At 72.6% G+C, this 22,691-nt stretch carries 25 protein-coding genes; 10 read left to right on the forward strand and 15 right to left on the reverse strand.

Annotated elements, in window-relative coordinates:
- The first annotated feature begins 50 nt into the window (after positions 1–50).
- The gene (gene lnt, locus ACFW48_RS32390; protein ID WP_386321067.1) at positions 51–1,625 is read left to right on the forward strand and encodes an apolipoprotein N-acyltransferase; all 1,575 of its coding nucleotides are present in this window, start codon (positions 51–53) and stop codon (positions 1,623–1,625) included.
- Here lnt and ACFW48_RS32395 read toward each other — a convergent pair.
- Positions 1,549–2,454, reverse strand: coding sequence for a Gfo/Idh/MocA family protein (locus ACFW48_RS32395; RefSeq protein ID WP_386321069.1), 906 nt, complete (start codon positions 2,452–2,454; stop codon positions 1,549–1,551). The genes lnt and ACFW48_RS32395 overlap by 77 nt on opposite strands.
- 13 nt (positions 2,455–2,467) lie before the next feature.
- Positions 2,468–3,649 carry an FAD-dependent monooxygenase gene (locus ACFW48_RS32400; RefSeq protein WP_386321072.1) on the reverse strand — a complete coding sequence of 394 codons (1,182 nt, stop codon included), beginning with the start codon at positions 3,647–3,649 and terminating at the stop codon, positions 2,468–2,470.
- A gap of 97 nt (positions 3,650–3,746) precedes the next feature.
- On the opposite strand from ACFW48_RS32400, the gene ACFW48_RS32405 reads away from it, so the two are divergent.
- From ACFW48_RS32405 to ACFW48_RS32415, 3 genes are all read left to right on the forward strand, one after another.
- Entirely contained in the window at positions 3,747–4,346 is a 600-nt protein-coding gene (locus tag ACFW48_RS32405; protein WP_386321073.1) for a TetR/AcrR family transcriptional regulator, read from the forward strand.
- Positions 4,347–4,389: 43 nt separating this feature from the next.
- Complete coding sequence (locus tag ACFW48_RS32410) at positions 4,390–4,902, forward strand: DinB family protein (RefSeq protein WP_386321075.1); 513 nt, start codon at positions 4,390–4,392, stop codon at positions 4,900–4,902.
- Positions 4,903–5,005: 103 nt separating this feature from the next.
- Positions 5,006–5,521 (forward strand): hypothetical protein, encoded by a 516-nt coding sequence (locus ACFW48_RS32415; protein WP_386321197.1) that lies wholly within the window; start codon positions 5,006–5,008, stop codon positions 5,519–5,521.
- A gap of 29 nt (positions 5,522–5,550) precedes the next feature.
- Here ACFW48_RS32415 and ACFW48_RS32420 read toward each other — a convergent pair whose 3' ends face one another.
- The 5 genes from ACFW48_RS32420 to fabG form a co-directional block, all read right to left on the reverse strand.
- A complete protein-coding gene (locus ACFW48_RS32420) occupies positions 5,551–6,108 on the reverse strand; it encodes a hypothetical protein (protein ID WP_386321077.1) in 558 nt (185 codons plus the stop codon).
- Between the two features lie 122 nt (positions 6,109–6,230).
- Positions 6,231–6,914: a uracil-DNA glycosylase gene (gene ung, locus ACFW48_RS32425; protein WP_386321079.1), complete on the reverse strand. Its 684-nt coding sequence runs from the start codon at positions 6,912–6,914 to the stop codon at positions 6,231–6,233.
- A 93-nt stretch (positions 6,915–7,007) separates the two neighbouring features.
- A complete protein-coding gene (locus ACFW48_RS32430; RefSeq protein WP_386321082.1) occupies positions 7,008–8,594 on the reverse strand; it encodes an ABC transporter substrate-binding protein in 1,587 nt (528 codons plus the stop codon).
- 209 nt (positions 8,595–8,803) lie between these two features.
- Positions 8,804–9,565, reverse strand: a complete 762-nt coding sequence (locus tag ACFW48_RS32435) for an SDR family oxidoreductase (protein WP_386321085.1) — start codon at positions 9,563–9,565, stop codon at positions 8,804–8,806.
- Between the two features lie 43 nt (positions 9,566–9,608).
- Positions 9,609–10,370, reverse strand: coding sequence for a 3-oxoacyl-ACP reductase FabG (fabG, locus tag ACFW48_RS32440; protein WP_386321087.1), 762 nt, complete (start codon positions 10,368–10,370; stop codon positions 9,609–9,611).
- Between the two features lie 273 nt (positions 10,371–10,643).
- Between fabG and ACFW48_RS32445 the strand changes: the two genes are divergently transcribed.
- Positions 10,644–11,426, forward strand: coding sequence for a hypothetical protein (locus tag ACFW48_RS32445; RefSeq protein WP_386321089.1), 783 nt, complete (start codon positions 10,644–10,646; stop codon positions 11,424–11,426).
- Between the two features lie 47 nt (positions 11,427–11,473).
- Here ACFW48_RS32445 and ACFW48_RS32450 read toward each other — a convergent pair whose 3' ends face one another.
- The 3 genes from ACFW48_RS32450 to ACFW48_RS32460 all read right to left on the reverse strand — a co-directional run bounded on the left by ACFW48_RS32450 (position 11,474) and on the right by ACFW48_RS32460 (position 13,341).
- Positions 11,474–11,857 (reverse strand): DUF3037 domain-containing protein, encoded by a 384-nt coding sequence (locus ACFW48_RS32450; protein WP_386321092.1) that lies wholly within the window; start codon positions 11,855–11,857, stop codon positions 11,474–11,476.
- Positions 11,854–12,609, reverse strand: a complete 756-nt coding sequence (locus tag ACFW48_RS32455) for a HipA family kinase (protein WP_386321094.1) — start codon at positions 12,607–12,609, stop codon at positions 11,854–11,856. The genes ACFW48_RS32450 and ACFW48_RS32455 overlap by 4 nt, the downstream gene beginning before the upstream one ends.
- A gap of 324 nt (positions 12,610–12,933) precedes the next feature.
- Positions 12,934–13,341, reverse strand: a complete 408-nt coding sequence (locus ACFW48_RS32460) for a hypothetical protein (RefSeq protein WP_386321096.1) — start codon at positions 13,339–13,341, stop codon at positions 12,934–12,936.
- Between the two features lie 577 nt (positions 13,342–13,918).
- On the opposite strand from ACFW48_RS32460, the gene ACFW48_RS32465 reads away from it, so the two are divergent.
- Complete coding sequence (locus ACFW48_RS32465; RefSeq protein ID WP_386321099.1) at positions 13,919–14,407, forward strand: Rieske (2Fe-2S) protein; 489 nt, start codon at positions 13,919–13,921, stop codon at positions 14,405–14,407.
- Positions 14,404–14,871, forward strand: coding sequence for a pyridoxamine 5'-phosphate oxidase family protein (locus ACFW48_RS32470; protein WP_386321101.1), 468 nt, complete (start codon positions 14,404–14,406; stop codon positions 14,869–14,871). The genes ACFW48_RS32465 and ACFW48_RS32470 overlap by 4 nt, the downstream gene beginning before the upstream one ends.
- A 22-nt stretch (positions 14,872–14,893) precedes the next feature.
- Here the strand turns inward: ACFW48_RS32470 and ACFW48_RS32475 are convergent, their stop codons facing one another.
- A complete protein-coding gene (locus ACFW48_RS32475; RefSeq protein ID WP_386321104.1) occupies positions 14,894–15,796 on the reverse strand; it encodes a LysR family transcriptional regulator in 903 nt (300 codons plus the stop codon).
- Between the two features lie 74 nt (positions 15,797–15,870).
- Between ACFW48_RS32475 and ACFW48_RS32480 the strand changes: the two genes are divergently transcribed.
- Positions 15,871–16,839 (forward strand): DMT family transporter, encoded by a 969-nt coding sequence (locus tag ACFW48_RS32480; protein ID WP_386321107.1) that lies wholly within the window; start codon positions 15,871–15,873, stop codon positions 16,837–16,839.
- 154 nt (positions 16,840–16,993) lie between these two features.
- On the opposite strand, the gene ACFW48_RS32485 is transcribed toward ACFW48_RS32480, so the two are convergent.
- Positions 16,994–18,331: an aminotransferase class I/II-fold pyridoxal phosphate-dependent enzyme gene (locus tag ACFW48_RS32485; protein ID WP_386321110.1), complete on the reverse strand. Its 1,338-nt coding sequence runs from the start codon at positions 18,329–18,331 to the stop codon at positions 16,994–16,996.
- 35 nt (positions 18,332–18,366) lie between these two features.
- Here ACFW48_RS32485 and ACFW48_RS32490 point away from each other — a divergent pair, with 35 nt between their 5' ends.
- A complete protein-coding gene (locus ACFW48_RS32490) occupies positions 18,367–19,059 on the forward strand; it encodes a pyridoxamine 5'-phosphate oxidase family protein (protein ID WP_386321113.1) in 693 nt (230 codons plus the stop codon).
- Positions 19,059–19,700 carry an FMN-binding negative transcriptional regulator gene (locus ACFW48_RS32495; RefSeq protein WP_386321200.1) on the forward strand — a complete coding sequence of 214 codons (642 nt, stop codon included), beginning with the start codon at positions 19,059–19,061 and terminating at the stop codon, positions 19,698–19,700. Before ACFW48_RS32490 ends, ACFW48_RS32495 begins: the two co-directional genes overlap by 1 nt.
- A 125-nt stretch (positions 19,701–19,825) precedes the next feature.
- Here the strand turns inward: ACFW48_RS32495 and ACFW48_RS32500 are convergent, their stop codons facing one another.
- From ACFW48_RS32500 to ACFW48_RS32510, 3 genes are all read right to left on the reverse strand, one after another.
- Positions 19,826–20,785, reverse strand: a complete 960-nt coding sequence (locus ACFW48_RS32500; protein ID WP_386321116.1) for a DMT family transporter — start codon at positions 20,783–20,785, stop codon at positions 19,826–19,828.
- A 190-nt stretch (positions 20,786–20,975) separates the two neighbouring features.
- On the reverse strand, positions 20,976–21,980 hold the full coding sequence (locus tag ACFW48_RS32505; protein WP_386321118.1) for a DMT family transporter: 1,005 nt from the start codon (positions 21,978–21,980) through the stop codon (positions 20,976–20,978).
- Between the two features lie 129 nt (positions 21,981–22,109).
- Positions 22,110–22,649, reverse strand: coding sequence for a Clp protease N-terminal domain-containing protein (locus tag ACFW48_RS32510; RefSeq protein WP_386321120.1), 540 nt, complete (start codon positions 22,647–22,649; stop codon positions 22,110–22,112).
- Positions 22,650–22,691: the final 42 nt, after the last annotated feature.

The raw sequence follows: 22,691 nt of genomic DNA on the forward strand, positions 1-22,691 counted from the left end.
GCCCTCGTCGAGCGCGCACACTGAAGAGACCACGGGGTAGGGAGGCGCCTATGAAGACGCTCGACCGCTGGCTCGCCTCCCCGTGGCGGCGCTCGGCCGCCGCCGCGGCCGCCGGCGCGCTGCCCGTGCTCGCTTTTCCGGGGCCGGCCCTGTGGTGGTGGGCCTGGGTCGCCCTGGTGCCCTGGCTGCTGCTGGCCCGTACCGCGCCGACCTGGAAGCGGGCGGCGTTCGACGGATGGTGCGGCGGGTTCGGGTTCATGCTGGCCATGCACCACTGGCTGCTGCCCAACCTCCATGTGTTCACGTTCGTCATCGCCGCGCTGCTCGGCGCGCTGTGGGCGCCGTGGGGCTGGCTGGTGCGCCGGCTGCTGGGCGGGACGCCCTCGGTGCGCGGGGTCGCCGCGTCGCTCGTGGTGCTGCCGTCGGGCTGGCTGGCGGTGGAGCTGGTCCGTTCCTGGGAGGGGCTCGGCGGCCCCTGGGGCGTCCTCGGCGCGAGTCAGTGGCAGGTGGCGCCGACGCTGCGGCTCGCCTCGGTGGGCGGGGTGTGGCTGCTGAGCTTCCTGGTGGTGGCGGTCAACGTCGCCGTCACCGTGCTCGTCGCCGTCCGCCGGGCCCGGGTGCCCGCACTGGCCGGGCTGGTCGCCACCGCCGCGGCCACCTCCGCGGCCTGGGTCTGGTCGCCGCGCCCGGATGCCGACGAGCGGGTCGCGATCGCCGTGGTGCAGCCCGGCGTCGTCGCCGGCCGGGACAGTGCCGACCGGCGCTTCGACCGCGAGGAGGAGCTGACCCGCCGGCTCGCCGACCGGGACCTCGACCTGATCGTCTGGGGCGAGAGCAGCGTCGGCTTCGACCTGGACGACCGCCCCGACCTGGCACGCCGGCTCACGGCGCTGTCGCGGGAGACCGGCGCGGACATCCTGGTCAACGTGGACGCGCGGCGCTCCGACAAGCCCGGCATCTACAAGAGCTCGGTACTCGTCGGGCCCGACGGCCCGACCGGCGAGCGGTACGACAAGATGCGGCTCGTCCCGTTCGGCGAGTACGTCCCGGCCCGCTCACTGCTCGGCTGGGCCACCTCCGTCGGCGAGGCGGCGGGCGAGGACCGCAGGCGGGGCTCCGAGCAGGTGGTGATGGACGTCGGGGACGGGCTGCGGATCGGCCCGATGGTGTGCTTCGAGAGCGCGTTCCCCGACATGAGCCGCCGGCTCGCCGCCGACGGCGCCGAGGTGCTGCTCGCCCAGTCGTCGACGTCGACCTTCCAGCAGACCTGGGCGCCCGCGCAGCACGCCTCGCTCGCCGCGCTCCGCGCCGCCGAGACCGGCCGCCCGATGGTGCACGCGACCCTGACCGGCGTCTCCGCCGTCTACGACGCGAACGGCGCCCGGATCGGGTCGTGGCTCGGCACCGACGCGAGCGCGTCGCGGGTGTACGAGGTGCCGCTCACGCACGGCAGCACGCCCTACGTACGCTACGGCGACTGGACGCTGCACGCGGCGCTGCTGATCCTCGCGGCCTGGGCCGCCGCCGAGGGTGTGCGGGCGGTGCGGCTCAGGCGGAGCGCTCCGCCACCGCCCGCACCACCCGCTCGCACAGCTCATGGGTCTGAAGCGCGTCCCGGGCACTGAGCACCTTGCCGGCGCGCACGGCGTCGAGGAAGGCGAGCACCGCCTGCTCGATGCCGCGCTGGCGGGCCACCGGGACCCAGTCGCCGCGCCGCCGCACGGTCGGCTGGCCCTTGTGGTCGATCACCTCAGCGAGGTTGACCACCTGGCGCTTGGTGTCCTGACCGGACACCTCGAGGATCTCCTCCGCCGAACCGCTGAGCCGGTTCATGACGCCGAGCGCGGTGAAGCCGTCCCCGGCGAGCTGGAGCACGACGTGGTGGAGCAGGCCGTCCTGGACGCGGGCGCGGACGGTCACGTCGTCGACCGGTCCCGGCGCCAGGAAGCGCAGCGTGTCGACGACGTGGATGAAGTCGTCGAGGATCATCGTGCGCGGTTCCTCGGGCAGGCCTATGCGGTTCTTCTGCATGAGGATCAGCTCGCGCGGGTGCTCGGCGCACTGCGCGTACCCGGGGGCGTGGCGCCGGTTGAAGCCGACGGCGAGGCTGGTGTTCCGTTCCTCGGCGAGGGCCACCAGGCGCTCGGAGTCGGCGAGTTCGTAGGCGAGCGGCTTGTCGACGTAGACCGGGACGCCGGCTTCCAGCAGCCGGGTCACGATCTCCGGGTGGACGGCCGTCGGCGCGTGCACGAAGGCGGCGTCGAGGCCCTCGGCGAGGAGTGAGCCGAGGTCGGCGTGGCGCTGCCCGGCCGGGAGGCGCAGCCCGTCGGCGACCCGGGTGAGCGTGGCCGGGGTGCGGGTCTGCAGGTGCAGTTCGACCCCGGGCAGCGTGGCGAGCACCGGCAGGTAGGCCTTCTGCGCGATGTCGCCGAGTCCGATGACGCCGACCTTCACGGGGTGTGCTCCTCTAACGCTCGCCGACCTGGGTCCGGTGGGAAGCATACGGCTCCCGCGGAGGCCGCCAGTCTGCGATGCCGTCGAATGCGCGCAGGAAGAGGGCCGGTCCGGCCTTGGACAGCGCGGCGATCGCGGTGTCGCGTACGGCGATCCCGGCGCGGTTGGTCATCAGGTTGAGCCGGGCGACCTTGACGGCCTGGCGGACGACGCCGGTCGTACGGGGCAGGCGCGCGGCGGTGTAGGCGGCGAGGTCGTCGTGGTGGTGGGCGAGCACGATCGCGTCCTCGACGGCCTGGTTGCCGCCCTGGCCGAGGGTCGGCGGCATGGCGTGCGCGGCGTCCCCGAGGAGGGCGACCCTGCTGTGGTGGTACGCGGGCAGCGGCTCGGCGATGTGGTGCACGTCGTGGCGCAGGACGTCCTCGGGGCGGGCGGCGGCGAGGACGGCGGGGATCGGATCGTGCCAGTCGCCGTACCGGTGCAGCAGCTCCGCCTTCTCGTCGGCCGCGTGTCCGCCCGCCGGGGTGACGGCGGCGGCGTAGGCGTAGACCCGGCCGTCCTTGAGCGGATGCGTGCCCCAGATGCGGCCCCGGCCCCAGGTCTCGTGGGAGGCGAACTCGACGCCGGGCACCGGGAGCACCACGCGCCAGGTGGTGAAGCCGGAGTAGACGGGTCCCGGGTGGTGCGGGAACAGCGTGCCGCGTACGGAGGAGTGGATGCCGTCGGCTCCGACGACCAGGTCCGCCTCCAGCTCGCCGCCGGGGGTGCGCACCCGGGCCGGCCGGTCGCCGTCGCCCGGGTCGGCGAGCATCGCGTCGGCGGCGGTGCGGACGGCGTCGGGCGGCAGTTGCGCGGCCAGCCGGTCGATGAGGGTGGCCCGGTGCAGCAGCACGAGCGGGCCCCCGAACCGCGCCGCCGCGGCCTCGGCGCTGGAGCGGGAGAGCCAGCGCCCGCCCGGGGTGCGCAGGCCTCCGTCGCCCTGCCAGGCGGCCAGGTCGCGGATCTCGTCGCCGAGGCCGATGACGTCCAGGGCGCGCAGGGCGTTGGGCGACAGGGAGATGGCCGCGCCGATCGGCTGGAGCGAGGGGGCGCGTTCCAGGACGGTGACCCGCAGGCCGCGGCGGCGCAGGGCCACCGCCGCGGTCAGACCCCCGATGCCGCCGCCGATCACGACGGCCTGCCGTGTCCGTGTCATGGCTCCTCCTCGCACTCGCCACCCGCTCACTACAGCTGTAGTGATGCCCTCGTCTCGACTGTACTACAGCCGTAGTGAGGCAGGTAGGTTGATCTCCATGTCCGCACGCACCGCACCCCCCGCCGGCGCTTCCCGCGCCGACCTCGTCGCCGACGCCGCCCTGACCCTGCTCGCCGAGCGCGGAATGCGCGGGCTCACGCACCGTGCGGTCGACGAGGCGGCCGGACTCCCGCAGGGCTCCACGTCCAACCTCGCGCGGACCCGGCAGGCGCTCCTGGAACTGGCGGTGCGGCGCCTGGCCGACCGGGAGGCGCGGGTGCTGGGGCTGAACGAGATGCCGGACCCGCGCCACGGCCTGGACGCGCTGGCGGATGCGCTGGCGCTGGCGACGCACCGCGCCCTGACCCGCAACCGCGAGCTGACGCTGGCCCGGTACGAACTGGCCCTGGAGGCCACGCGCCGCCCAGAGCTACGAGCCCACTTCGACGCGGCGGGCGCCCGCTTCCGTGAGCAACTCGGCGCCCTCGTCACGGCGATGGGCTCGGCCGACCCGGCACGCCATGTGCTGTCGCTGGTCGCCTGGGCGGACGGGCTGATGTTCAGCTGCGTGGCCGGGACCTTCCACGCTGAGGTGCCGAGCCTCCACGAGGTGCGGGCCGGCCTGCGCGAGGTCCTGGACGGCATGCTGGACGGCTGAAATCTCCTGGTGGGCGGGGGCCTTCATCAGCGAGGATGCCGACATGACGACCGAACGCCGCGAGCCAGCCGCCGACGCCGACGAACGCACCATGCTGGAGGGCTGGGTGGAGTACCACCGGCAGACCCTCGCGTGGAAGTGCGAGGGCCTCACCGACGCCCAGCTCAGGACCGCCTCCGTGACCCCGTCCACGTTGTCACTGATGGGACTGGTGCGGCACATGGCGGAGGTGGAGCGGAGCTGGTACCGCAGGGTGCTGGCGGACGAGGACGCGGACCCGATCTACTACACGGACGAGGACCCGGACGGCGAGTTCCGTCTCACCGAGGCGGACACCTGGCAGGAGGCCCACGCCACCTGGCAGGCCGAGATCGAGGCCGCCCGGCGCAACGCGGCCGACGTCCCCCTCGACGAACCGACCCGCGGCCGGCACCGGCGCACCGGCGAGCGCTACACCCTGCGCTGGATCCACACCCACATGATCGAGGAGTACGCCCGCCACAACGGGCACGCCGATCTGATCCGCGAGAGCCTCGACGGCGCCACGGGCGACTGACGTCACCCTCGGCGGCCCCGGGGCCTCCGTACGGGGCCGGAGATCACCCGTGCGGGGCAACCTCCGCTTGTCCGGCACCGTCGACGGGGCCCGACCCAGCAGAGTGGCGCGGGTGCATCGAACGACGACCACCGCAACGCTTCTGGTGACCGTGGCGGTCTCGGCCCTGACCGGCTGTACGACGGTCCAGGGCCCGACCGCGGCCGACCCGTCGGCGGCGGGCGCCCGCTCCTCGGCGCCGCGCCCGGACGGTCCGTCCGAGCCGCGGGTCGTGCAGGCCCCGGCCCGTGAGGCGCTGGAGATGATCGGCCCCTCTCGGGCCCCGGACCTCGCGTCCGGCGAGCCGCACCGTACGCCGTCCTCGGAAGCGGCCCCACCGCGGCGGGAACCCCCCGGCACCCACGCCCGTCCGGAACAACGACCGCGGCCCGCCCGCACCGGGACACCGGAGCGGGAGCAGAACCGGGAGCGATCTCGCGTCGAGGTCCCCGACGTGCCCCGGCCGACCGGCCGTGGCACCGGCGAGAACGCCGACGTGTGCTCGCTCGGCAAGCAGTACGGCGGCTGGCGACCGGGCAGCCCCGAGGCGGTCATCTGCGAGCGGGCGTACGGCCACTGAGCGGGCACGCCCGGCGCGGCGGGCCGGGACTACGGCCGCTGCCGCGGTGGCCCCCAAGGACCGTCGGGCCGGTCCGGCGGCCCGTCCGCGGTGGGACCGGTGTCGCCGAGCCGCAGCTCCAGTCGGCTGATGGCCGCGCGCACGCCCTCGCCGTAGCGGTCGGGGGCGAGGGACTCGGCCGCGCCGCGGGCCCGCCGCAGATGTACGCGGGCGGCCTCGCGGTGGCCGAGCCGGTCGTAGTCGGCGGCCAGGTTCAGGTGCAGCGAGGGGTAGAGGGCGCGCGCGGCGAGTGTGCCCTCGGGCCGATCGGCGGGCCGGCCCCCGAACCGGTCCTCCGTGAGTTCCTCGGCCGCCGACAACGCCCGCAGGTCCCAGGCCAGTTCGTCCCCCGGGTCGTCCTGGGTGTCGGCCAGGTAGTGGGCCAGGGTGCAGCGGTGCAGCGGGTCGCCGTGCTCGCCGATCTCCGCCCACAGGCCGAGGAAGCGGTGGCGGGCCTCCTCGCGGTCGCCCGCGTGGTGCAGCATGACCACCTGCCCGATCCGCGTCAGCACGGCGTCCGGCGCCGCCTGCTCCTGTCCCTTGGCCACCGCGTCCTCCGTGCCCGTCGTCGGCTGTTCCCGACGACGCTAACCGCACATATCGGTGTTCCCGGTCAGGTGGCCCGTGACGCGCGCGGACCGGCCGGTGGCCGGCCGGCCCGCGCGTCGGCTCAGCCGAGGCTCGGGATGGTCCAGTCGATCGGCTCGTGGCCCTGCTTCGCGACCGCCTCGTTGATCTGCGTGAACGGACGGGAGCCGAAGAACTTCTTCGCCGACAGCGGCGAGGGGTGCGCGCCCTTGACCACCACGTGCCGCGTCTCGTCGATCAGCGGCAACTTCTTCTGCGCGTAGTTGCCCCACAGCACGAACACCGCCGGGTCGGTCCGGCCGGCCACCGCGCGGATCACCGCGTCGGTGAACAGCTCCCAGCCGCGGGCCTTGTGCGAGTTCGCCTCGCCGGCCCGGACCGTGAGCACCGCGTTGAGCAGCAGGACGCCCTGCTCCGCCCACGGCAGCAGACAGCCGTTGTCCGGAATCGGGGTGTCCAGCTCCGCGTGCATCTCCTTGTAGATGTTCCGCAGGGACGGCGGGATCTTCACGCCCGGCCGGACCGAGAAGCACAGCCCGTGGCCCTGCCCCTCGCCGTGGTACGGGTCCTGCCCGAGGACCAGCACCTTCACCCGGTCGTACGGCGTGGCCTCCAGCGCGGCGAAGACCTCCTCGCGCGGCGGGTAGACGGGGCCGTTCGCCCGCTCCTCCTCGACGAACTCCATCAGCTCCTTGAAGTAGGGCTGCTGCAGCTCGCCGCCCAGCACCTCGCGCCAGGACTCGGGCAGCATGGCGATGTCGGTCACGTCAACTTCCTTACGCTGTGCGGTCGCTTCCGGTCCTCAAAACCTACCGGCGACCACTGACAACGCGAGCCCCGCCCAGCGCGTACCGCGCACCTACCAGCTGGTCTTCCGGTACAGCTGCCACATCATCATGATCGTCGAGGGGTCCATGGCTCGCTCCGCGCCCGAGATGTCCGTGCTGGCGGCCACGTACTGCTTGCCCTGCCAGAGCGGCAGCAGCCGGGCGTCGTCCACGAGGATCTGCTGCGCCCGCTCGAACTCCTTCTCCACGTTGGCGCGGTCGCTCTCCCGGCGTGAGCGCGGCAGCAGCTCGCCGGTGATCTCCGGTGCGAGGTAAGGGGTGCCGAGTGCGTTCTGCTTGCCGACGAAGGGCGCGATGAAGTTCTCCGCGTCCGGGAAGTCGGGGGACCAGCCGCGCCCGAACACCGGGTACTCGCCCTTCTGGTAGCCCTCGACGTACGTCTTCCACGGGCGGCTGTCGAGGGTGACCGTGAACAGGCCGGAGGCTTCGAGCTGGCGCTTGATCTCCTTGAACTCCTGTGCCGTCTCGGAGCCGTAGCGGTCGGTGGTGTACCAGAGGGTGAGCGGGACGGGCTCGGTGATGCCCGCGTCGGTGAGGATCTCGCGGGCCTTGGGGACGCTGGGGTCGCCGTAGTCGTCGAAGAAGCCCGTGGTGTGGCCGGTCAGGCCCTTGGGGACCATCGAGTACAGCGGGTCGACGGTGTCCTGGTAGATCTTGTGGGCGATCGCGGCCCGGTCGATCACCTGGGCGACGGCCTGGCGCACCTCCTTCTTGCCCGCCCACGGGTCCTCGGGGTTGAAGACGAGGTAGCGGATCTCCGTCCCGCTACCCTCGACCAGCCGGAGGTCCTCGTCCTTGCTGGTCCTGCCCTGCAGCGTGATGACGTCGTCGGCCGCGAGACCGCGGTAGGTGACCTGGATCTCCCCGTCGCGCAGCGCCTTCACCATGCCGGCGGAGTCCTTGAAGTAGCGGACGGTGACCGCGTCGTTGTGACGGTCGGCGAAGCCCTTGTAGCGGTCGTTGCGGACGAGTTCGGCCCGCTCGCCGTCCTCGTACGACTGAAGCGTGTACGGGCCGGAGCCGACGACCTCGCCGTCCTCGCGCAGGGCGTCGGCCGGGTAGCCGCCCGGTTCGACGATCGACATGGCGGGCGTGGCGAGCACGAACGGGAAGGTGGCGTCGGGCTTGTTGAGGTGGAAGACCACCTCGCGCTCGCTCGGCGCCTGGACCCGGTCGAGGCTGCCCAGCAGACCGGCGGGACCGCCGTTGACGTTGATGTCCTTGATCCGGTCGATCGAGTGCTTGACGGCCTGGGCGTCCAGCCGGTCCCCGTTGGAGAAGGTCAGGCCCTCGCGCAGCTCGCAGCGGTAGACCTGGTTCGTGGAATCGGTGAACGCGCACTGCTCGGCGGCGTCGGGCTCGGGCGCGGTCGCACCGTTGGGGTAGCTGAGCAGCGTCTGGTAGATGTTGCGGAACAACTCCCACGAACCGTCCCAGGAAGCGGCCGGATCCAGCGCGCTGGGGGCGCTGGTCGTCCCCACCACGATCGGCCCCTCGTCCCCCGAACTGTCGGACGACAGGATGCCGCAGCCGGTGACCAGCGACGATATGGACACGATGGCCGCCACCCGCCGCAGGCCTCGGTTCCGGTTGAACACGCGCACGCTCCTCGATCCGCCGTGCCAAGGGTCGGCAGACCATACCGCAGCGCCACGCCACCTGAACCCCCTTCTGAGCAGGGGTTTTGATCATTTGGCGATGACTACGTTGTCATCGCCCCGTGGTCTCGAAACGCGGACACGGGCGCCGTTCTTCGTGCGCGGCGCCCGTGCTCGGGATCGATCTTCAGGGTCGGTGACAGCCGGTTTCAGGCCACGCCGGCGTTCAGGAAGATGCCGCCGTCGACGACGAGCGTCTGACCGGTGACCCAGGCGGACTGCTCCGAGGTGAGGAACGCGGCGGCGCCGCCGATGTCCGAGGGCACGCCGAGCCGGGCCAGCGGGTAGCCCGCGGCGGCCTCCTCCTCGCGGCCCTCGTACAGGGCGGCGGCGAACTTGGTCTTCACGACGGCCGGGGCGATCGCGTTGACCCGCACTCCCGGCGCGAACTCGTGCGCCAGCTGGGCGGTGAGGTTGATCAGCGCGGCCTTGCTGACGCCGTACGCGGCGATGAAGGGCGAGGGCGACAGGCCCGCGACGGAGGCGATGTTGACGATCGCGCCGCCGTTGTCCTTCTGCCAGGCGTGCCAGGTGCGCTGGGCGAAGCCGAGCGCCGAGATCACGTTGGTCTCGAAGACCTTGCGCGCGACGTTCAGGTCGAGGTCGGCGATCGGCCCGAACACCGGGTTGGTACCGGCGTTGTTGACCAGGAAGTCGACGCGGCCGAAGGCCTCCATCGTGCGCTCGACGGCGACGGCCTGGTGGGCCTCGTCGTGCGCCTTGCCGGCGACGCCGATGACCCGGTCGGAGCCGAGCTTGTCGACGGCCTCCTTCAGGGCTTCCTCGTTGCGGCCGGTGATGCAGACGCGGTCGCCGCGCGCGACGAGCGCCTCGGCGACGCCGTAGCCGATGCCGCGGCTGGCGCCCGTGACGAGCGCGACCTTGCCGGAGAGTCCGGGAAGTTCAGTCATGTCAGTGGTCCCTAGTCCCAGTGTTCCCTAGTCTCCGTGTCACCTAGTCGAGCGGTCCGCCGGCCACGTACAGCACCTGGCCGGAGACGAAGCCGGCCGCCTCGCCGGTGAAGAAGGCGATGGCGTTGGCGATGTCGTCGGGCTCCCCGACGCGCGCCACCGGGATCTGGGTGGCGGCGGCGGCCTTGAAGTCGTCGAAGCCCATGCCGACACGGTCGGCGGTGGCCTTGGTCATCTCGGTGGCGATGAAGCCGGGGGCGACGGAGTTGGCGGTGACGCCGAACTTGCCGAGCTCCTTGGCGAGGGTCTTGGTGAAGCCCTGCAGACCGGCCTTGGCGGCGGAGTAGTTCACCTGGCCGCGGTTGCCGAGCGCGGAGGACGAGGACAGGTTGACGATGCGGCCGAAGCCGGCGTCCACCATGTGCTTCTGGCAGGCCTTGGACATGAGGAAGGCGCCGCGCAGGTGCACGTTCATGACGGTGTCCCAGTCGGAGGCGCTCATCTTGAACAGCAGGTTGTCGCGCAGCACGCCCGCGTTGTTGACGAGGATCGTCGGCGCGCCCAGTTCCTCGGCGATCCGGGCGATCGCCGCCTCGACCTGCGCCTCGTCGGAGACGTCGCAGCCGACCGCGATCGCCTTGCCGCCGGCCGCGGTGATCTTCTCGACGGTGTCCTTGCAGGCCGCCTCGTCGAGGTCGATGACGGCGACGGCACGGCCCTCGGCGGCCAGTCGTACGGCGGTGGCGGCACCGATGCCGCGTGCGGCTCCGGTGACTACGGCGACCCGCTGCTCAGTGGTGGACATTGCTGCTTCTCCTCGTCCTGGGGATGCGGCCCATGCGGAGCGTCGCGGGGCGCCCAGTAGTGAGCGACCGCTTAGTACCTTCCGCAGACGTGACGCTAGAAGCCCTGGCACCCGGTGTCAACGGGACACCGGGCCGGTGTGATCCATTCCCTGGGCCCCCGGTGTGCGTCATCACGCCCGGCCCACCCGATCGGCCCAGCGCTGCGGGCCCCCGCGCCACCGGCGCCCTAGCGTCGTAGCGCGAGCCATTCGTGGCCGGAAAAGGAGGCGTCCATGCGCCGTCGTACCGGTGCCGCAGGCATAGCCGTCGCGATCGCCGCGATCGTGCCGCTGGCCTACCCCGCACATCCCCAGGACCAGGACTCCTGGAATCTCACCCGCCAAAAGGCGTCCCAGCCCGTCATCGGCGGCGGACCGGTCGACCCGGCCCCGTTCGCCCCTGACTCCCTCGCTCCGGGCGCACTCGCCGAAGACCCGTCCGACGGGAGCCGACCCGATCAGGGCGGAATCGACGGAAGCGGAGCCGACGGGAACGGAGCCGACGAAGGCCGACTCGACCAGGGCGGCACCGACACGGGCCGGCTCGACGAGTACCGGCCCGACGAGGGCGGATTCGGCGAAGGCGAATTCGACTCGGCTCGACCCGATCAGGGCGGAAACGGCCAGGACATCGGCCAGGACACCGGTCAGGGCGGCATCGACCAGAGCCGACCCGACGAGAACCGACTCGACGACAACCGATTCGACCAGGGCGGAATCGACGCCGCCCGGAAGTCGGACGGGGGCGCGGCCGGCGGGGCACCGCCGAAGCGGGACTCCGGCCCGACCATCTCCGCGACCTCCATGCCGCGTCCCACTCCGACCACACCGGCCCCGGTCACCACGCCGGTTCCCGCCGCATCCCCCACCGTCGCGCCGACGCGCGGCACGCAGGGCGGGCTGGGCGGCGCCTCGGGCATCGGGCCGAGCAGCTGGGACATCGGGATCGGACTGAGCTGCGTGGCGAGCGCCGCGCTGGCCACGGCCTACGTGCTCAGGCGCCGCCGACGCGTCTGAGGCGAGGAACCGGCCGACGCGTCCGAGGCGAGGAATGCGGGGCGCGGCTACCGCACCAGCAGGTCGAGCAGCCGTTCCGCCTCGGCCGCCGGGTCGGCCGTGAGGCCGGTGTGGACGGGGCCGGGCTGGACGATCGTGGAGCGGGGTGCGATGAGCCATCGGAAGCGGCGGCCGGGTTCGTCACCGGCCGCCTGGCCCGCCGCGTCCCCGCCGGTGCACACGCCCTCGACGGCACGCAGGGCGGCGCGCACGCCCGGCAGATCGACGTCCGGGTCGAGGGCCAGCAACCTGCGCTCGTCGAGGTGGGTGCGGGCACCCACGTAGGACTTGGCCCGGCAGTACACGAGCACCCCGGCGTTGACGCACTCCCCGCGCTCGACGCGGGGTACGACGCGCAGCAGCGCGTACTCGAAGACGTGGCGGTCGCTCACCGGTCCCCCTGGACGCGGTCGTGGATCGTGGCGGCCCGCGCGAGCAGGGGGCGGGCGTAGGCGCGCCGGAGGTCGTCGGGTGTGGCGAACCCGGGTTCGTCCCGCAGCCAGACGTCCGGGATCTCGGCGGTGACCTCGGCGAGGAGTTCCTCGGTGACCAGGGGAGCGAGCGCGGCGGCGGCCGAGCGGACGTCCGGCCCGAAGCGCGCGAGGGCGTGCTCGCGGGCGTCGTAGGGGCGGGCGGCGGAGGTCTCGGCGCCGGGCCAGTTGTGGTGCCAGATCATGGTCGCGCCGTGGTCGATGAGCCACACCTCGCCCCGCCACCTCAGCAGGTTGGGGTTGCGCCAGGACCGGTCGACGTTGTTCACCAGCGCGTCGAACCACACGATCCGCCCGGCCTCCTCCGGGCTCACCTCGAAGGCGAGCGGGTCGAACCCGAGCGCGCCGGAGAGGAAGTCCATGCCGAGGTTGGTGCCGCCGCTGGACTTGAGCAGTTCCTGCACCTGCTGGTCGGGCTCACCGAGCCCCAGCACCGGATCGAGGCCGACCGCCACCAGACGCGGCACCCGGAAGCCCAGCCGGCGGGCGAGTTCACCGCAGACCACCTCGGCGACGAGTGTCTTGCGTCCCTGCCCCGCGCCGGTGAACTTCAGGACGTAGGTCCCGAGGTCGTCGGCCTCGACGAGTCCCGGCAGCGAACCGCCCTCGCGCAGGGGTGTGATGTAGCGCGTCGCGGTGACCTCTTTCAACACTCTTCCGGGCCATCCGTCTCTTCAGTCTTGTGGGTACGACACCAGCCGATGGGGGTCACGGCAGCGGATATGGCCCGCCGACGGCCCTTCTGGTCTCCCTGTCTCCCCAGCAGTCCGTCGACGGCCGTCCGCCCCTCGCTCCCGGCCTCGGGCATTGAAGCGCCCATAGTAACCGAGGGTGATCGTCGGCGAGGACGCCCGAACCATCGCACTCCCGGGCCGGCCGTCCATGACTTCGGAGGGTCAGGCTCGGTCATCGCCATCCCGGCCTTTTGCAAGACGGGGAGGGGCGGACGAGACGCCGGCCCCTCCCGCGGTGCCGTATCAGGCCTGGCCGACCTTGTAGAGGCTGCACTCGATTATGCGGTAACCGTCGTACTCGCCAATGCAGGCCGCCACCTCTACGCGCTGGCCCTCGGGAATCTCGAAGTCGATGGTTCGCGTAGTACCGGCGCCGTTCGGGTTCCAGTAAACCTTCGTACCATCGCCGTAGTAGATTTTGGCCACGGCGGAGTGGCCATCCGACGATTCGTCCTTGATGAGGAGCTTTTCGCCATAGTTCTTGAATGTCGCGGTAGCGCCGTTCCCGTAGGCAACGCAGTCATAACCGGCGAATGCCGACCCAGAACCGAACAGCCCGATGGCGACAGCGGCAGGGACGACGAGCGAACGGAGCAGGACACGCCTGCGGCGTCCCTTGGTCGACGTCATCGTTTCGGCGTTCTGCTTCATCTCTTTCATTCCTTACTCAGAGCCACTTGATTAAGACATGAGACATAAATGGACAGCGTCGCTTTCCGCCCGTCGGCGGCCCGCGCTGTCATATGGTGGGGTGTGTTGTTGAAGTGCGGCAGCCTGCTTCCGGACCGCCTCGAACGACGGACATCATGCCTCTTCGTGACAGATACATGCAACCTCAAAGGAGGCATACCGACTGCTTCTTCGAACGCTCGGATGCCGCAGGACAGCGGGTGACACATGGGGCTTTTACCGAGCATTGCATGCGCAACCTCATCTCTCGAGAGGGCGGTGCCGAGCCTCGAACCCAACAGAAAGTTGCTGGAATTCGCCCATGCGAAACCTGCTGCGAGTTCGTGAGCTTGCACCCAGGTCCCTCGTCACGCTCCGTGGCGGGTTCCACCGTGCTTTCTCCGCGAGCGGCGCCCGGCCGACAGCGAAACGACAGCCGTGTTTTACGCCCGCCCGACCGCCGGCACGACAGCATCTCGGCACGGTCTGAACAGCGCGTGCCCCGGGCCCGTACCTCTCGGCAGATCATCACGCATCCACCCCGGAAGGGAACCCCAGCATGACCAGCGCATCGTTTCACCCCGCAGCGGGACCGGCTCGTCGTACCGTCGTGGCGGCGGCCGGAGCGGCAGGGCTCGCCGTCGCGCTGACCGCGTGCGGAGACTCGGACGACGACGCGTCGAGCGACACCGGCGCCGCTCCCTCGGCCCCCACGTCCGAATCGGCGGGCGACGGCGGTTCGGGCGGCGAGAACGCCGGAGCCGCGCTCGCGGCGACCGCCGACATCCCCGAGGGCGGCGGTAAGGTCTTCGCCGACCAGAAGGTGGTGGTCACCCAGCCCGCGGCGGGCGAGTTCAAGGCTTTCTCCGCGACCTGTACCCACCAGGGATGCGCCGTGAAGAGCGTGTCCGACGGCGTCATCAACTGCCCCTGTCACAACAGCAACTTCTCGATCACCGACGGCAGCGTGCAGAGCGGTCCGGCGCCCAAGCCGCTGCCCGCCGTACAGATCACGGTCAGCGGGGACTCGATCCAGTTGGCCGGATGACCGTCACTCAGCGCCGGGGCCGGAAGATCATGATGACGCCCGGCGAGCTGGACGCGTTCCTCACCACCCAGCGCACCTGCCGGGTCGCCACGGTCTCGCCCGACGGCGCACCGCACGTGAGCACCCTCTGGTTCGCCTGGGACGGCTCCTCGATGTGGCTGTACTCGGTCGTGCGCAGCCGGCGCTGGACGGAGCTGCGGCGCGATGGCCGGGTGGCGATCGTGGTGGACACCGGCGAGGAGTACGACGAGTTGCGGGGCGCGGAGCTGTCCGGCCGGGTGGAGTTCGTGGGCGAGGCACCGCGCACCGGCGAGCTGTACGCAGAACTCGACTTCCCCGAGACGCTGTTCGCCCGCAAGAACTTCGGCCTGGAGGAGATGCCGCACGACGGCCGGCACGCCTGGCTGCGGCTGACGCCCGAGAAGGTCGTCTCCTGGGACTTCCGCAAGCTGTCGGCACCGTAGGAGCTGCTCGGGGTGCGCCCCTTCAGCCGAGCTGTCCGGCCGCGGTACGCAACGCCTCCACCGCCGCCCGGATCGACGGGCGGCGGTCGGCGTCGGCGCGCCAGACGACGTACACGTGCCGGCGCACCCGCTGCTTCAGCGGCGCCGTGACGACCTCGGCGGGCATCGGATGGCGACCGAGCAGCGGCGCGATGCACACACCGAGCCCCGCGGCGACCAGGCCGAGCTGGGTGTGGGTCTCGGCGGCGCGATGGCCGACGATCGGCTCGATGCCCTTCGAGCGCAGTGTGAACATCAGCCACTCGTGGCAGAACTCGCCCTCGCCCCACGTGATCCACTCGTCCTCGGCGAACTCGGCGAGGTCCACCTCGTCGCGGCCCGCGAGCCGGTGGCCGACCGGCATGGCCACGTCCGCAGGGTCGTCCAGGAGCGGCGCCTTGACCAGGCCGTCGGGCAGCGGCATCGGCTTGTTGTACCAGTCGAGTACGACCGCCAGGTCGAGGTCTCCGCGCACCACGCCGTTGATGCCGCGCTCCGGCTCCAGCTCGCAGGAGCGGATGCGCAGCGCGGGGTGCCGGGTGCGCAGGCCGGCCAGCGCGCCGGGGAAGAGTCCGCGGGCGGCCGTCGGGAACGCCGACAGCCTCAGCTCGCCCACCACCTGCCCGCGCTGGGCCTCCAGGTCGGCCTGGGCGAGTTCGACCTGGGAGAGGATGCGGGCCGCGTGCTCGGCGAGCAGCCGGCCCGCGTCCGTGAGCCGCACGCCCCGCCCGTTCTTGGCGAGCAGCTGCTGGCCTGCCTCGCGCTCCAGCTTGGCCATCTGCTGGGAGACGGCCGAGGTGGTGATGTGCAGGCCGACGGCGGCGCCGCTCACCGATCCGTGCCGGGCGAGGGCGTCGAGGGTGCGCAGGCGCTCCAGGTTCAACATGTAAGCAATGCTACGAGATACTCCGTGCGTAATCTCGATTGTGCTACGAGGATGGCTGCATCATCGTTGCCTGCATGAGCAGCAGTGTCGCGTCCTCCCCCGCAGCCCGCCGCGCCTTCGACTGGCGGCTGCGCTTCGGGCTCCTCTCCCTGGTCTGGGGTTTCAGCTTCCTCTTCATGAAGGTGGGGACGGAGAGTTTCGCCCCCTTCCAGGTCACGCTGGGGCGGCTGGTGTTCGGCACGGCGGTGGTCGCCGTGGCGATGGCGGTGAAGCGGGCGCGGCTGCCACGCGGGACGTGGACCTGGGTGCATCTGACCGTCGCCGGGTTCCTGCTCAACGCGCTGCCGTTCTCCCTGTTCGCCTTCTCGGAGCTGACGATCCCGTCGTCGCTCGCCGGCATCTGCAACGCGACCTCACCGCTGTGGGGCATGGCCCTGTCACTGGTCGCCCTCTCCGAGGACCGGCCGACGCGGCGGCGGGTGGCCGGCCTCGGCATCGGATTCCTCGGCGTACTGACCGTGCTGGGTGTCTGGCAGGGCTTCCACGGCCTGGACGTCACGGGCACGGCGCTGGCCCTGCTGGCCTCGCTCAGCTATCCGGTCGGCTGGATCTACGTCCGCCGCACGCTGGCCGGCTCCAGCCACTCCCACCTCTCGCTGACCGGCGCCCAGCTGGGGCTCGCCACGGTGCAACTGGCCGTCGTGACGCCGCTCTTCACCTCGATGCCGACCAGCTTCCCGGTCATGCCCCTGCTGGCGGTGGCGGCGCTGGGCATCCTGGGCACCGGGCTCGCCTTCCTGATCCAGTACGACCTGGTGGCCGAGGTCGGCCCGACGACAGCGCAGATGGTCACGTACTTCACCCCGGTCATCGCCACGGCCGCGGGCGTCGCACTGCTCGGCGAGTCGCTGTCCTGGTCGACACCGGTCGGCGCGGCGATCGTCCTGGCGGGTGCAGCGCTGACCCAGGCACGGCCCGGGGCGGCCACGGGCACCGCGGAGCCGGTCCGACGGACACGGGAGCGCGACAAGGCCGCGACGTAGGCGGGGCGTTCGCGGGGCCATGGGCAGGAACGAAGGCGGGGGGCCGCAGGGCCACAGGCGGGGGCGAAGGCTGGGGCGTCCGCGGGGCCACAGGCGGGGGCGAGGGCGGGGGCGTCCGCAGGGCCCCAGGCGGGGACGAAGGCGGGCCCACGCGTCAGACGTAGCTCCGCAGCGGTCCCGCCCCCGGCCCCACCGCCGCCGCGACAGCGTCCGCCAGAGGGCCGGCGTCCTGCTCCGTCAGCGTCGAGACGGTGATGCGGATGCCGGGCGGGGCGCTCACGCGGAAGCGGGCGCCGGGGGCCACGGCCCACCCGGCGTGCAGCAGCCGGGCGACGGCGCCGGTCTCGTCCGGCACCGGGACCCACACGTTCATGCCGCTGCGCCCGTACGCGGTGATCCCGCGCTCCGCGAGGGCGCCGAGCAGGGCGTCCCGGCGCCGCCCGTACGCCGCCGCCACCGCGTACGCGTCCACGGAGCCGTCCGCCCACAGCCGGGCCACGGCCCGCTGGGTGATGCGGCTGATCCAGCCGGGGCCCAGCCGCTGCCGCCCGCGCACCCGATCCAGCGTGACGACGTCCCCGGTTAGCACGGCGAGGCGCAGGTCGGGGCCGTACGCCTTGGCGGCCGAGCGGACGAAGGCCCAGCTGTGCGTCGTACCGGCGAGGGGGTGCAGGGGCAGGTCGACGATGCGGTGGCCGTGGTCGTCCTCCACCAGCAGCGTGCGAGGGTGCTCGCGCAGCACGGAACGCAGGGCACGCGCGCGCGTGGCGCTCACCGCGGCGCCCGTCGGGTTCTGCGCGCGGTCCGTGACGACCAGGGCGCGGGCACCGGCCGCGAGGACCCGCCGTACGTCGTCGGGCAGCGGTCCCTCGTCGTCGACGCCGACGGCGACCGTGCGCAGGCCGAGCGCGGGGACGAGGTCGAGGAGGCTGCCCCAGCCCGGGTCCTCGACGGCGACGGCGTCGCCCGGTCTGAGGTGGGCCGCCAGCACCCGCTCCATGGCGTCCAGCGAGCCGGACGTGACGGCCACGGGCCCGTCCGGCACCCCGTCGGCGTCCAGTCCGGCGCGTGCGAGGCGCACCAGTTCCGGTTCCACGGGAGCGTGCCCGTACAGGACGGGCTCGCGGTCGCCCTGTCCGGCCGCCGCGGCGAACACCGGTCCCAGCGCGGGCAGCAGCGCCGGGTCCGGGTTGCCGTCGGACAGGTCGCGCACGCCCTCCGGCACCTCGACCCGGATGAACTCGCGCCCCGTGGTGGCCGGTTTCGAGCGCACCCGGCTGCCCCGGCGCCCGGCCGTCTCGATGACCCCGCGCTCGCGCAGGGTGCGGTAGGCGGCGGCCACGGTGTTCGGGTTCACCCCGAGCCGCTCCGCCAACTCCCGCATCGGCGGCAGCGGTTGACCCGGTTCCAGCTCTCCCGAGGCCACCGCACGCTCGACGCTCGCGGAAATCTCCGCTGCGCCCCGCCCTGTGATCCGATACTCTCCTAGCACAAAGCCGATTATGCACTAGTGCAATGGAGAGCGCCATGCAGGGGACCACACGGACGCAGCCACCGTCGCAGCCCGCCACCGCCTACACGCCCACCGACCGCACCGTCCCCACCCGCTCCCCCGACCGGGCCTCCTACGACAAGGAGCTGGTGCACTCGATACTCGACGAGGGCTACGTCTGCCATCTCGGCTTCGTCCGCGACGGCTCCCCGGTGGTCCTGCCGACGCTCTACGGCCGGGTCGGCGAGCGGCTCTACGTGCACGGCTCGACGGGCTCCCGCCCGCTGCGGATGACGGGCGCGGCCGACCCGGGCCTCCCGGTGTGCCTGACGGTGACGCACGTGGACGCGCTGGTGCTGGCCCGCTCGGCCTTCCACCACTCGATCAACTACCGGTCGGTGGTCGTGCACGGCACCGCGTACGACGTGACGGACCCGGAGGAGAAGCGCGCGGCCCTGGACGCCCTGGTCGACCACGTCGTACCCGGCCGCTCCGCCGACTCCCGGCCGGCCAACAAGAAGGAGCTGGCCGCCACCGCCGTGATCCGCCTCGACCTGGACCAGGTCTCCGCCAAGCTCCGCACCGGCGGCGTGAACGACGAGCCCGAGGACCTCGCCCTCCCCCACTGGGCCGGCCTGGTCCCGCTGCGCAAGGGGTACGACGCCCCGGTCGCCGACCCGGGCCTGGACGCCGGCACACGGCTGCCCGACTACCTTTCGGCTCCGTGATGCTGGTCCACCCCTGGGACGCGCCGCACGACGACGCCGAGTGGCAGCGGTGGCTGTCCCTCCACGACTTCGGCCAGCTCGCGGTGAACGGCCCACCCGGCGAGCCGCCCCACGTCCAGCCGCTGCACTTCGCCTTCGACGCCGGTCGCGGCGAGTACGGCGAGGTGGTCACGCACCTGGCGCGGCCCAACCCGCTGTGGCCCGCGCTTCAGGCGGACCCCGTCGTCCTGCTGAGCGTGGTCGACGACTACGTGTACGTCCCCGGCCCCTGGCAGGCCGCCCCGGACGGCCCACCGGAGCACGGTGTGCCGACCAGCTTCTACGCGGCCGTCCAGCTCCGCTGCCGCGCCCATGTCGTGGACGACCCGGCCGAGAAGGCCGACCTGCTCAACCGCCAGGTCGGCCACTTCCAGCCGGAGGGCGGCTCCGCGCGGGCCGCGGCGGGCGAGGCACCGTACGGCAGGCTGCTGTCCGGCATCCGCGGGCTGCGGCTGGAGGTGACCGGCGTGCGGGCGAAGTTCAAGTACGCCGGCAAACGGCCCGAGGAGGTCCGGGACCGGATCGCGGCCGGGCTGTCCGAGCGGAGCGGTCCGCGTGACGACGCGGCCCGCGAGCACCTGGTGCGCCGCAGCGGGGTCTGACCGAAGACGGCCCCCGTGCCTGCTTGCAGGGGGCCGCAGAGGAGTCCGGCCGAAGAGGGATCCGGCCGAAGACGGCTCCCCGCCCCGCGGGGAGGGGGCCTCTCTCGTCGAGAGGCCCCCCGCCGTCACGCCGGCGCCGGCCGTGTCCGTGCCTGTCGTGCCTGTCGTGCCTGTCGTGCCTCCGCCACCGCGAGTCCCGCGACCGAGCCGAGCATCAGCAGCGTTCCGGCCAGGGTCGCCGCGGTGAGGTGCTCGCCGAGCAGCAGGACGGCCAGCGCCGCCGCGCTGACCGGCTCGAGCAGCATGATCACGGAGACGGTGGCGGACCGGACGACGGCCGCGCCGGCGAAGTAGAGCCCGTAGGCGAGGGCGGTCGGGACCGCGGCGACGTAGACCAGCAGCCACAGGAGCCGGACCGGCTCGCCGGTGTGCGGCACCAGGCCCTCCGCGAGGGCGAGCGGCAGCAGGCACAGGCTGGTGACGGCGAAAGCCCCGACGGACGTACTGGCGGAGTCCGCCCCGCCGCCGCGCCCCCACCAGCGGGTGAGCAGGGTCATCACCGAGTACCCGGCCGCGGACAGCAGCGCGAGCAGTACGCCCGACACGCGGACCGTCGTGCTTCCGTCGCCGAGCACGAGCACCACGAGCCCGGCGAGCGCCCCGACCACGGCGGCGGCCCCGCCCCGGCCCAGGTGCTCCCCGAGGGCGAGGCGCGCGCCGAGCGCGATCAGCACCGGGCCGGCGCCGAGGGTGACGATGGTGGCCACGGCGAGCCCGGTGGACTGCACCGCGGCGAAGTAGGCGGTCTGGAACACCGCGAGGCCGAGGCCGGTGACCACGGCCCGAAGTGCCTTGCGGCCGAACGGCTCGCGTACGGCCGTGCGTGCGCGCGGGCGCAGCGGCCGGACGGCGAGCAGCAGGACGAGCCCGGCCGCGCAACGCCAGAACGACAGGGCCACGGGCCCCATGTCGCTGGCCCGGTAGACCAGCGAGGCGGCGGCACCGGCGGTGCCCCAGGCGACACCGGCGACGATCAGATAGAGGAGGCCACGCCCGACGGGCAGGCCTGAGACGGCATTCGACACGAGTTCTCTCCGCAGACGCGCACAGGGCGCGGACGTTCGAAGCGGCCCCGGAAGGACCGGGGGCGCGGGGACTGCGTCTGCGGGCAGCACCGTCCGGCCCGGCGGCAGCGCGCCGGGCTGATCAGAGGGGCCCGCCTCTCAGGCGGCCGGAGGCGGGAGGACGAGTGCGTCGGAATGCATGATCAGTACCCTAGGTCGCCGTTCCTCTGCTGGACAACTGCCTTTCGGGTCCACCGCTCGCCACCGGGTCCGTGGAGCCCTTCGCCGGCGTCGACGACTGGGCGATGAAGGCGCCCACCAGGACCACCACGCCGCCGATGATCTGCGGGGCGGAGAGGTGCTCGCCGAGCAGCACCCAGGCCAGGACGGTCGCGATGACCGCTTCGAGGCAGGCCACGACGCCCGCGACCTGCGGAGACAGGCGGCGTACGGCGACGATGCCGGTGACGTAGGCGAGGACCGTGGCGATGAGCACGATCCAGGCCAGCAGCAGGGTGGCGGCGACGGGTGTGCCGTCCATGGGGACATCGTGGGTGAGGATGGACCAGTCCATCGACCAGGGGCGGGCGACGACGGTGAGCACGGCGGCCCCGACGAGCAGGCCGTAGGCGATGACACCGAGCGGGTCGGGCGCCTCGTCGCCGGCGTCGCTGCCCTGGTCGGACAGGACGAAGTAGCCGACCTGGCAGCAGGCGGCGCCGAGCGCGAGGAGCAGTCCGAGGGCGTCGAAGCCCAGCCCCGACCAGACCTCCACGACGCAGGCGAGTCCGCCGACCGCGAGGACCACGCCGAGCGCCGCCGCCCGCGTCACCGGCCGCCGCTGCACGAACCGCACCCAGCCGAGGACCAGGGCGGGCGCCAGGTACTCGACGAGCAGCGCGACGCCGACGGGGATACGGGAGATCGCGGCGAAGTAGCAGGCCTGGACACCCGCCACGGCCAGCAGCCCGAAGCCGGCGAGCAGCCCGGGCCGTCGGCGCAGCAGCGCACGGTGTCGCACGGCGAGCGGCAGCATGACCAGGGCCGCGCCTGCCACGCGCAGCCACACCACGTGGAGCGGGTCGAGTCCCGCCTCGATCAGCGGCTTGGCCGCGACCCCGGACCCTCCGAAGGCGACCGCGGAAGCGAGCGCCAGGCCGAGCCCGGCGCCCTTGCCGCGGCGGACGCGAGCACTGTCAGACGTATGCACCGGCACATGATGACAGGGGACGACATGACCGTCACCCCCAATGACACCTGTCTCACCGACTGGACGGCCGGGCCGGTCCCGAAGACGCGCCGCTGAGGAGCCGTCGAGAAGCCGTTGAGGACTGGGGGTTCAGGTTCAGGCTGTCGGCTCGAAGTGGTTCTCGACGCGGGCGAGCACCGTGCGCGGCTCGACGGCGGCGCGGCCGAGCACCTCGACGGCACGCGCCTGCGAGTCGGTGACGAGGGCTGCGAGCAGGTCGACGCCGCAGGCCCGGTCCACTCCGCGCCGGGCGGCACGGGCGCAGGCGCCTTCCATGGCCGCGGCGGCCAGCGGCGAGAAGCCGGCGACCCCGGTCACCACGGGTACGGCGCCGGAGTCCTCCACGGTGCTCTGCCAGCGCAGGCCGTAGCCGATGCTGCGCTGCACGAGGTAGCCGAGCAGCCGGACGACCTGGGGGCCCTCGCCGAGGACGGCGCGGGCCTCGGGGTCGTACTCGAGGAGGGAGTGCAGCAGATGGGCCGTGTCGATCTGCCGGTCCCCGTCCCGTACCGCTCTGCGGCGGGCGCCGGTGACCACCGATGCCAGTTCTTCGCTGAACCGGGCATCGAGGTCGGCGCCGTCGGGGCGCCGGCCGCTTTGCTCGCCGGCCGACTGCCGGGGGATACGGGGTTGCACATCCCCTAGCCCATCAGCATCTCGAGAGCGGGTCATCCCCGG

This window comes from Streptomyces sp. NPDC058812 (assembly GCF_042744565.1).
Taxonomy (GTDB): Bacteria; Actinomycetota; Actinomycetes; order Streptomycetales; family Streptomycetaceae; genus Streptomyces; species Streptomyces thinghirensis.

What these genes read in the sequence shown, in the direction of transcription:
- lnt (WP_386321067.1), top strand. Translation starts at nt 51, where the DNA reads ATGAAGACGCTCGACCGCTGGCTCGCCTCCCCGTGGCGGCGCTCGGCC.
- ACFW48_RS32400 (WP_386321072.1), bottom strand. Translation starts at nt 3,649, where the DNA reads ATGACACGGACACGGCAGGCCGTCGTGATCGGCGGCGGCATCGGGGGT.
- ACFW48_RS32405 (WP_386321073.1), top strand. Translation starts at nt 3,747, where the DNA reads ATGTCCGCACGCACCGCACCCCCCGCCGGCGCTTCCCGCGCCGACCTC.
- ACFW48_RS32410 (WP_386321075.1), top strand. Translation starts at nt 4,390, where the DNA reads ATGACGACCGAACGCCGCGAGCCAGCCGCCGACGCCGACGAACGCACC.
- ACFW48_RS32435 (WP_386321085.1), bottom strand. Translation starts at nt 9,565, where the DNA reads ATGACTGAACTTCCCGGACTCTCCGGCAAGGTCGCGCTCGTCACGGGC.
- fabG (WP_386321087.1), bottom strand. Translation starts at nt 10,370, where the DNA reads ATGTCCACCACTGAGCAGCGGGTCGCCGTAGTCACCGGAGCCGCACGC.
- ACFW48_RS32445 (WP_386321089.1), top strand. Translation starts at nt 10,644, where the DNA reads ATGCGCCGTCGTACCGGTGCCGCAGGCATAGCCGTCGCGATCGCCGCG.
- ACFW48_RS32460 (WP_386321096.1), bottom strand. Translation starts at nt 13,341, where the DNA reads ATGAAGCAGAACGCCGAAACGATGACGTCGACCAAGGGACGCCGCAGG.
- ACFW48_RS32465 (WP_386321099.1), top strand. Translation starts at nt 13,919, where the DNA reads ATGACCAGCGCATCGTTTCACCCCGCAGCGGGACCGGCTCGTCGTACC.
- ACFW48_RS32470 (WP_386321101.1), top strand. Translation starts at nt 14,404, where the DNA reads ATGACCGTCACTCAGCGCCGGGGCCGGAAGATCATGATGACGCCCGGC.
- ACFW48_RS32475 (WP_386321104.1), bottom strand. Translation starts at nt 15,796, where the DNA reads ATGTTGAACCTGGAGCGCCTGCGCACCCTCGACGCCCTCGCCCGGCAC.
- ACFW48_RS32480 (WP_386321107.1), top strand. Translation starts at nt 15,871, where the DNA reads ATGAGCAGCAGTGTCGCGTCCTCCCCCGCAGCCCGCCGCGCCTTCGAC.
- ACFW48_RS32490 (WP_386321113.1), top strand. Translation starts at nt 18,367, where the DNA reads ATGCAGGGGACCACACGGACGCAGCCACCGTCGCAGCCCGCCACCGCC.
- ACFW48_RS32495 (WP_386321200.1), top strand. Translation starts at nt 19,059, where the DNA reads ATGCTGGTCCACCCCTGGGACGCGCCGCACGACGACGCCGAGTGGCAG.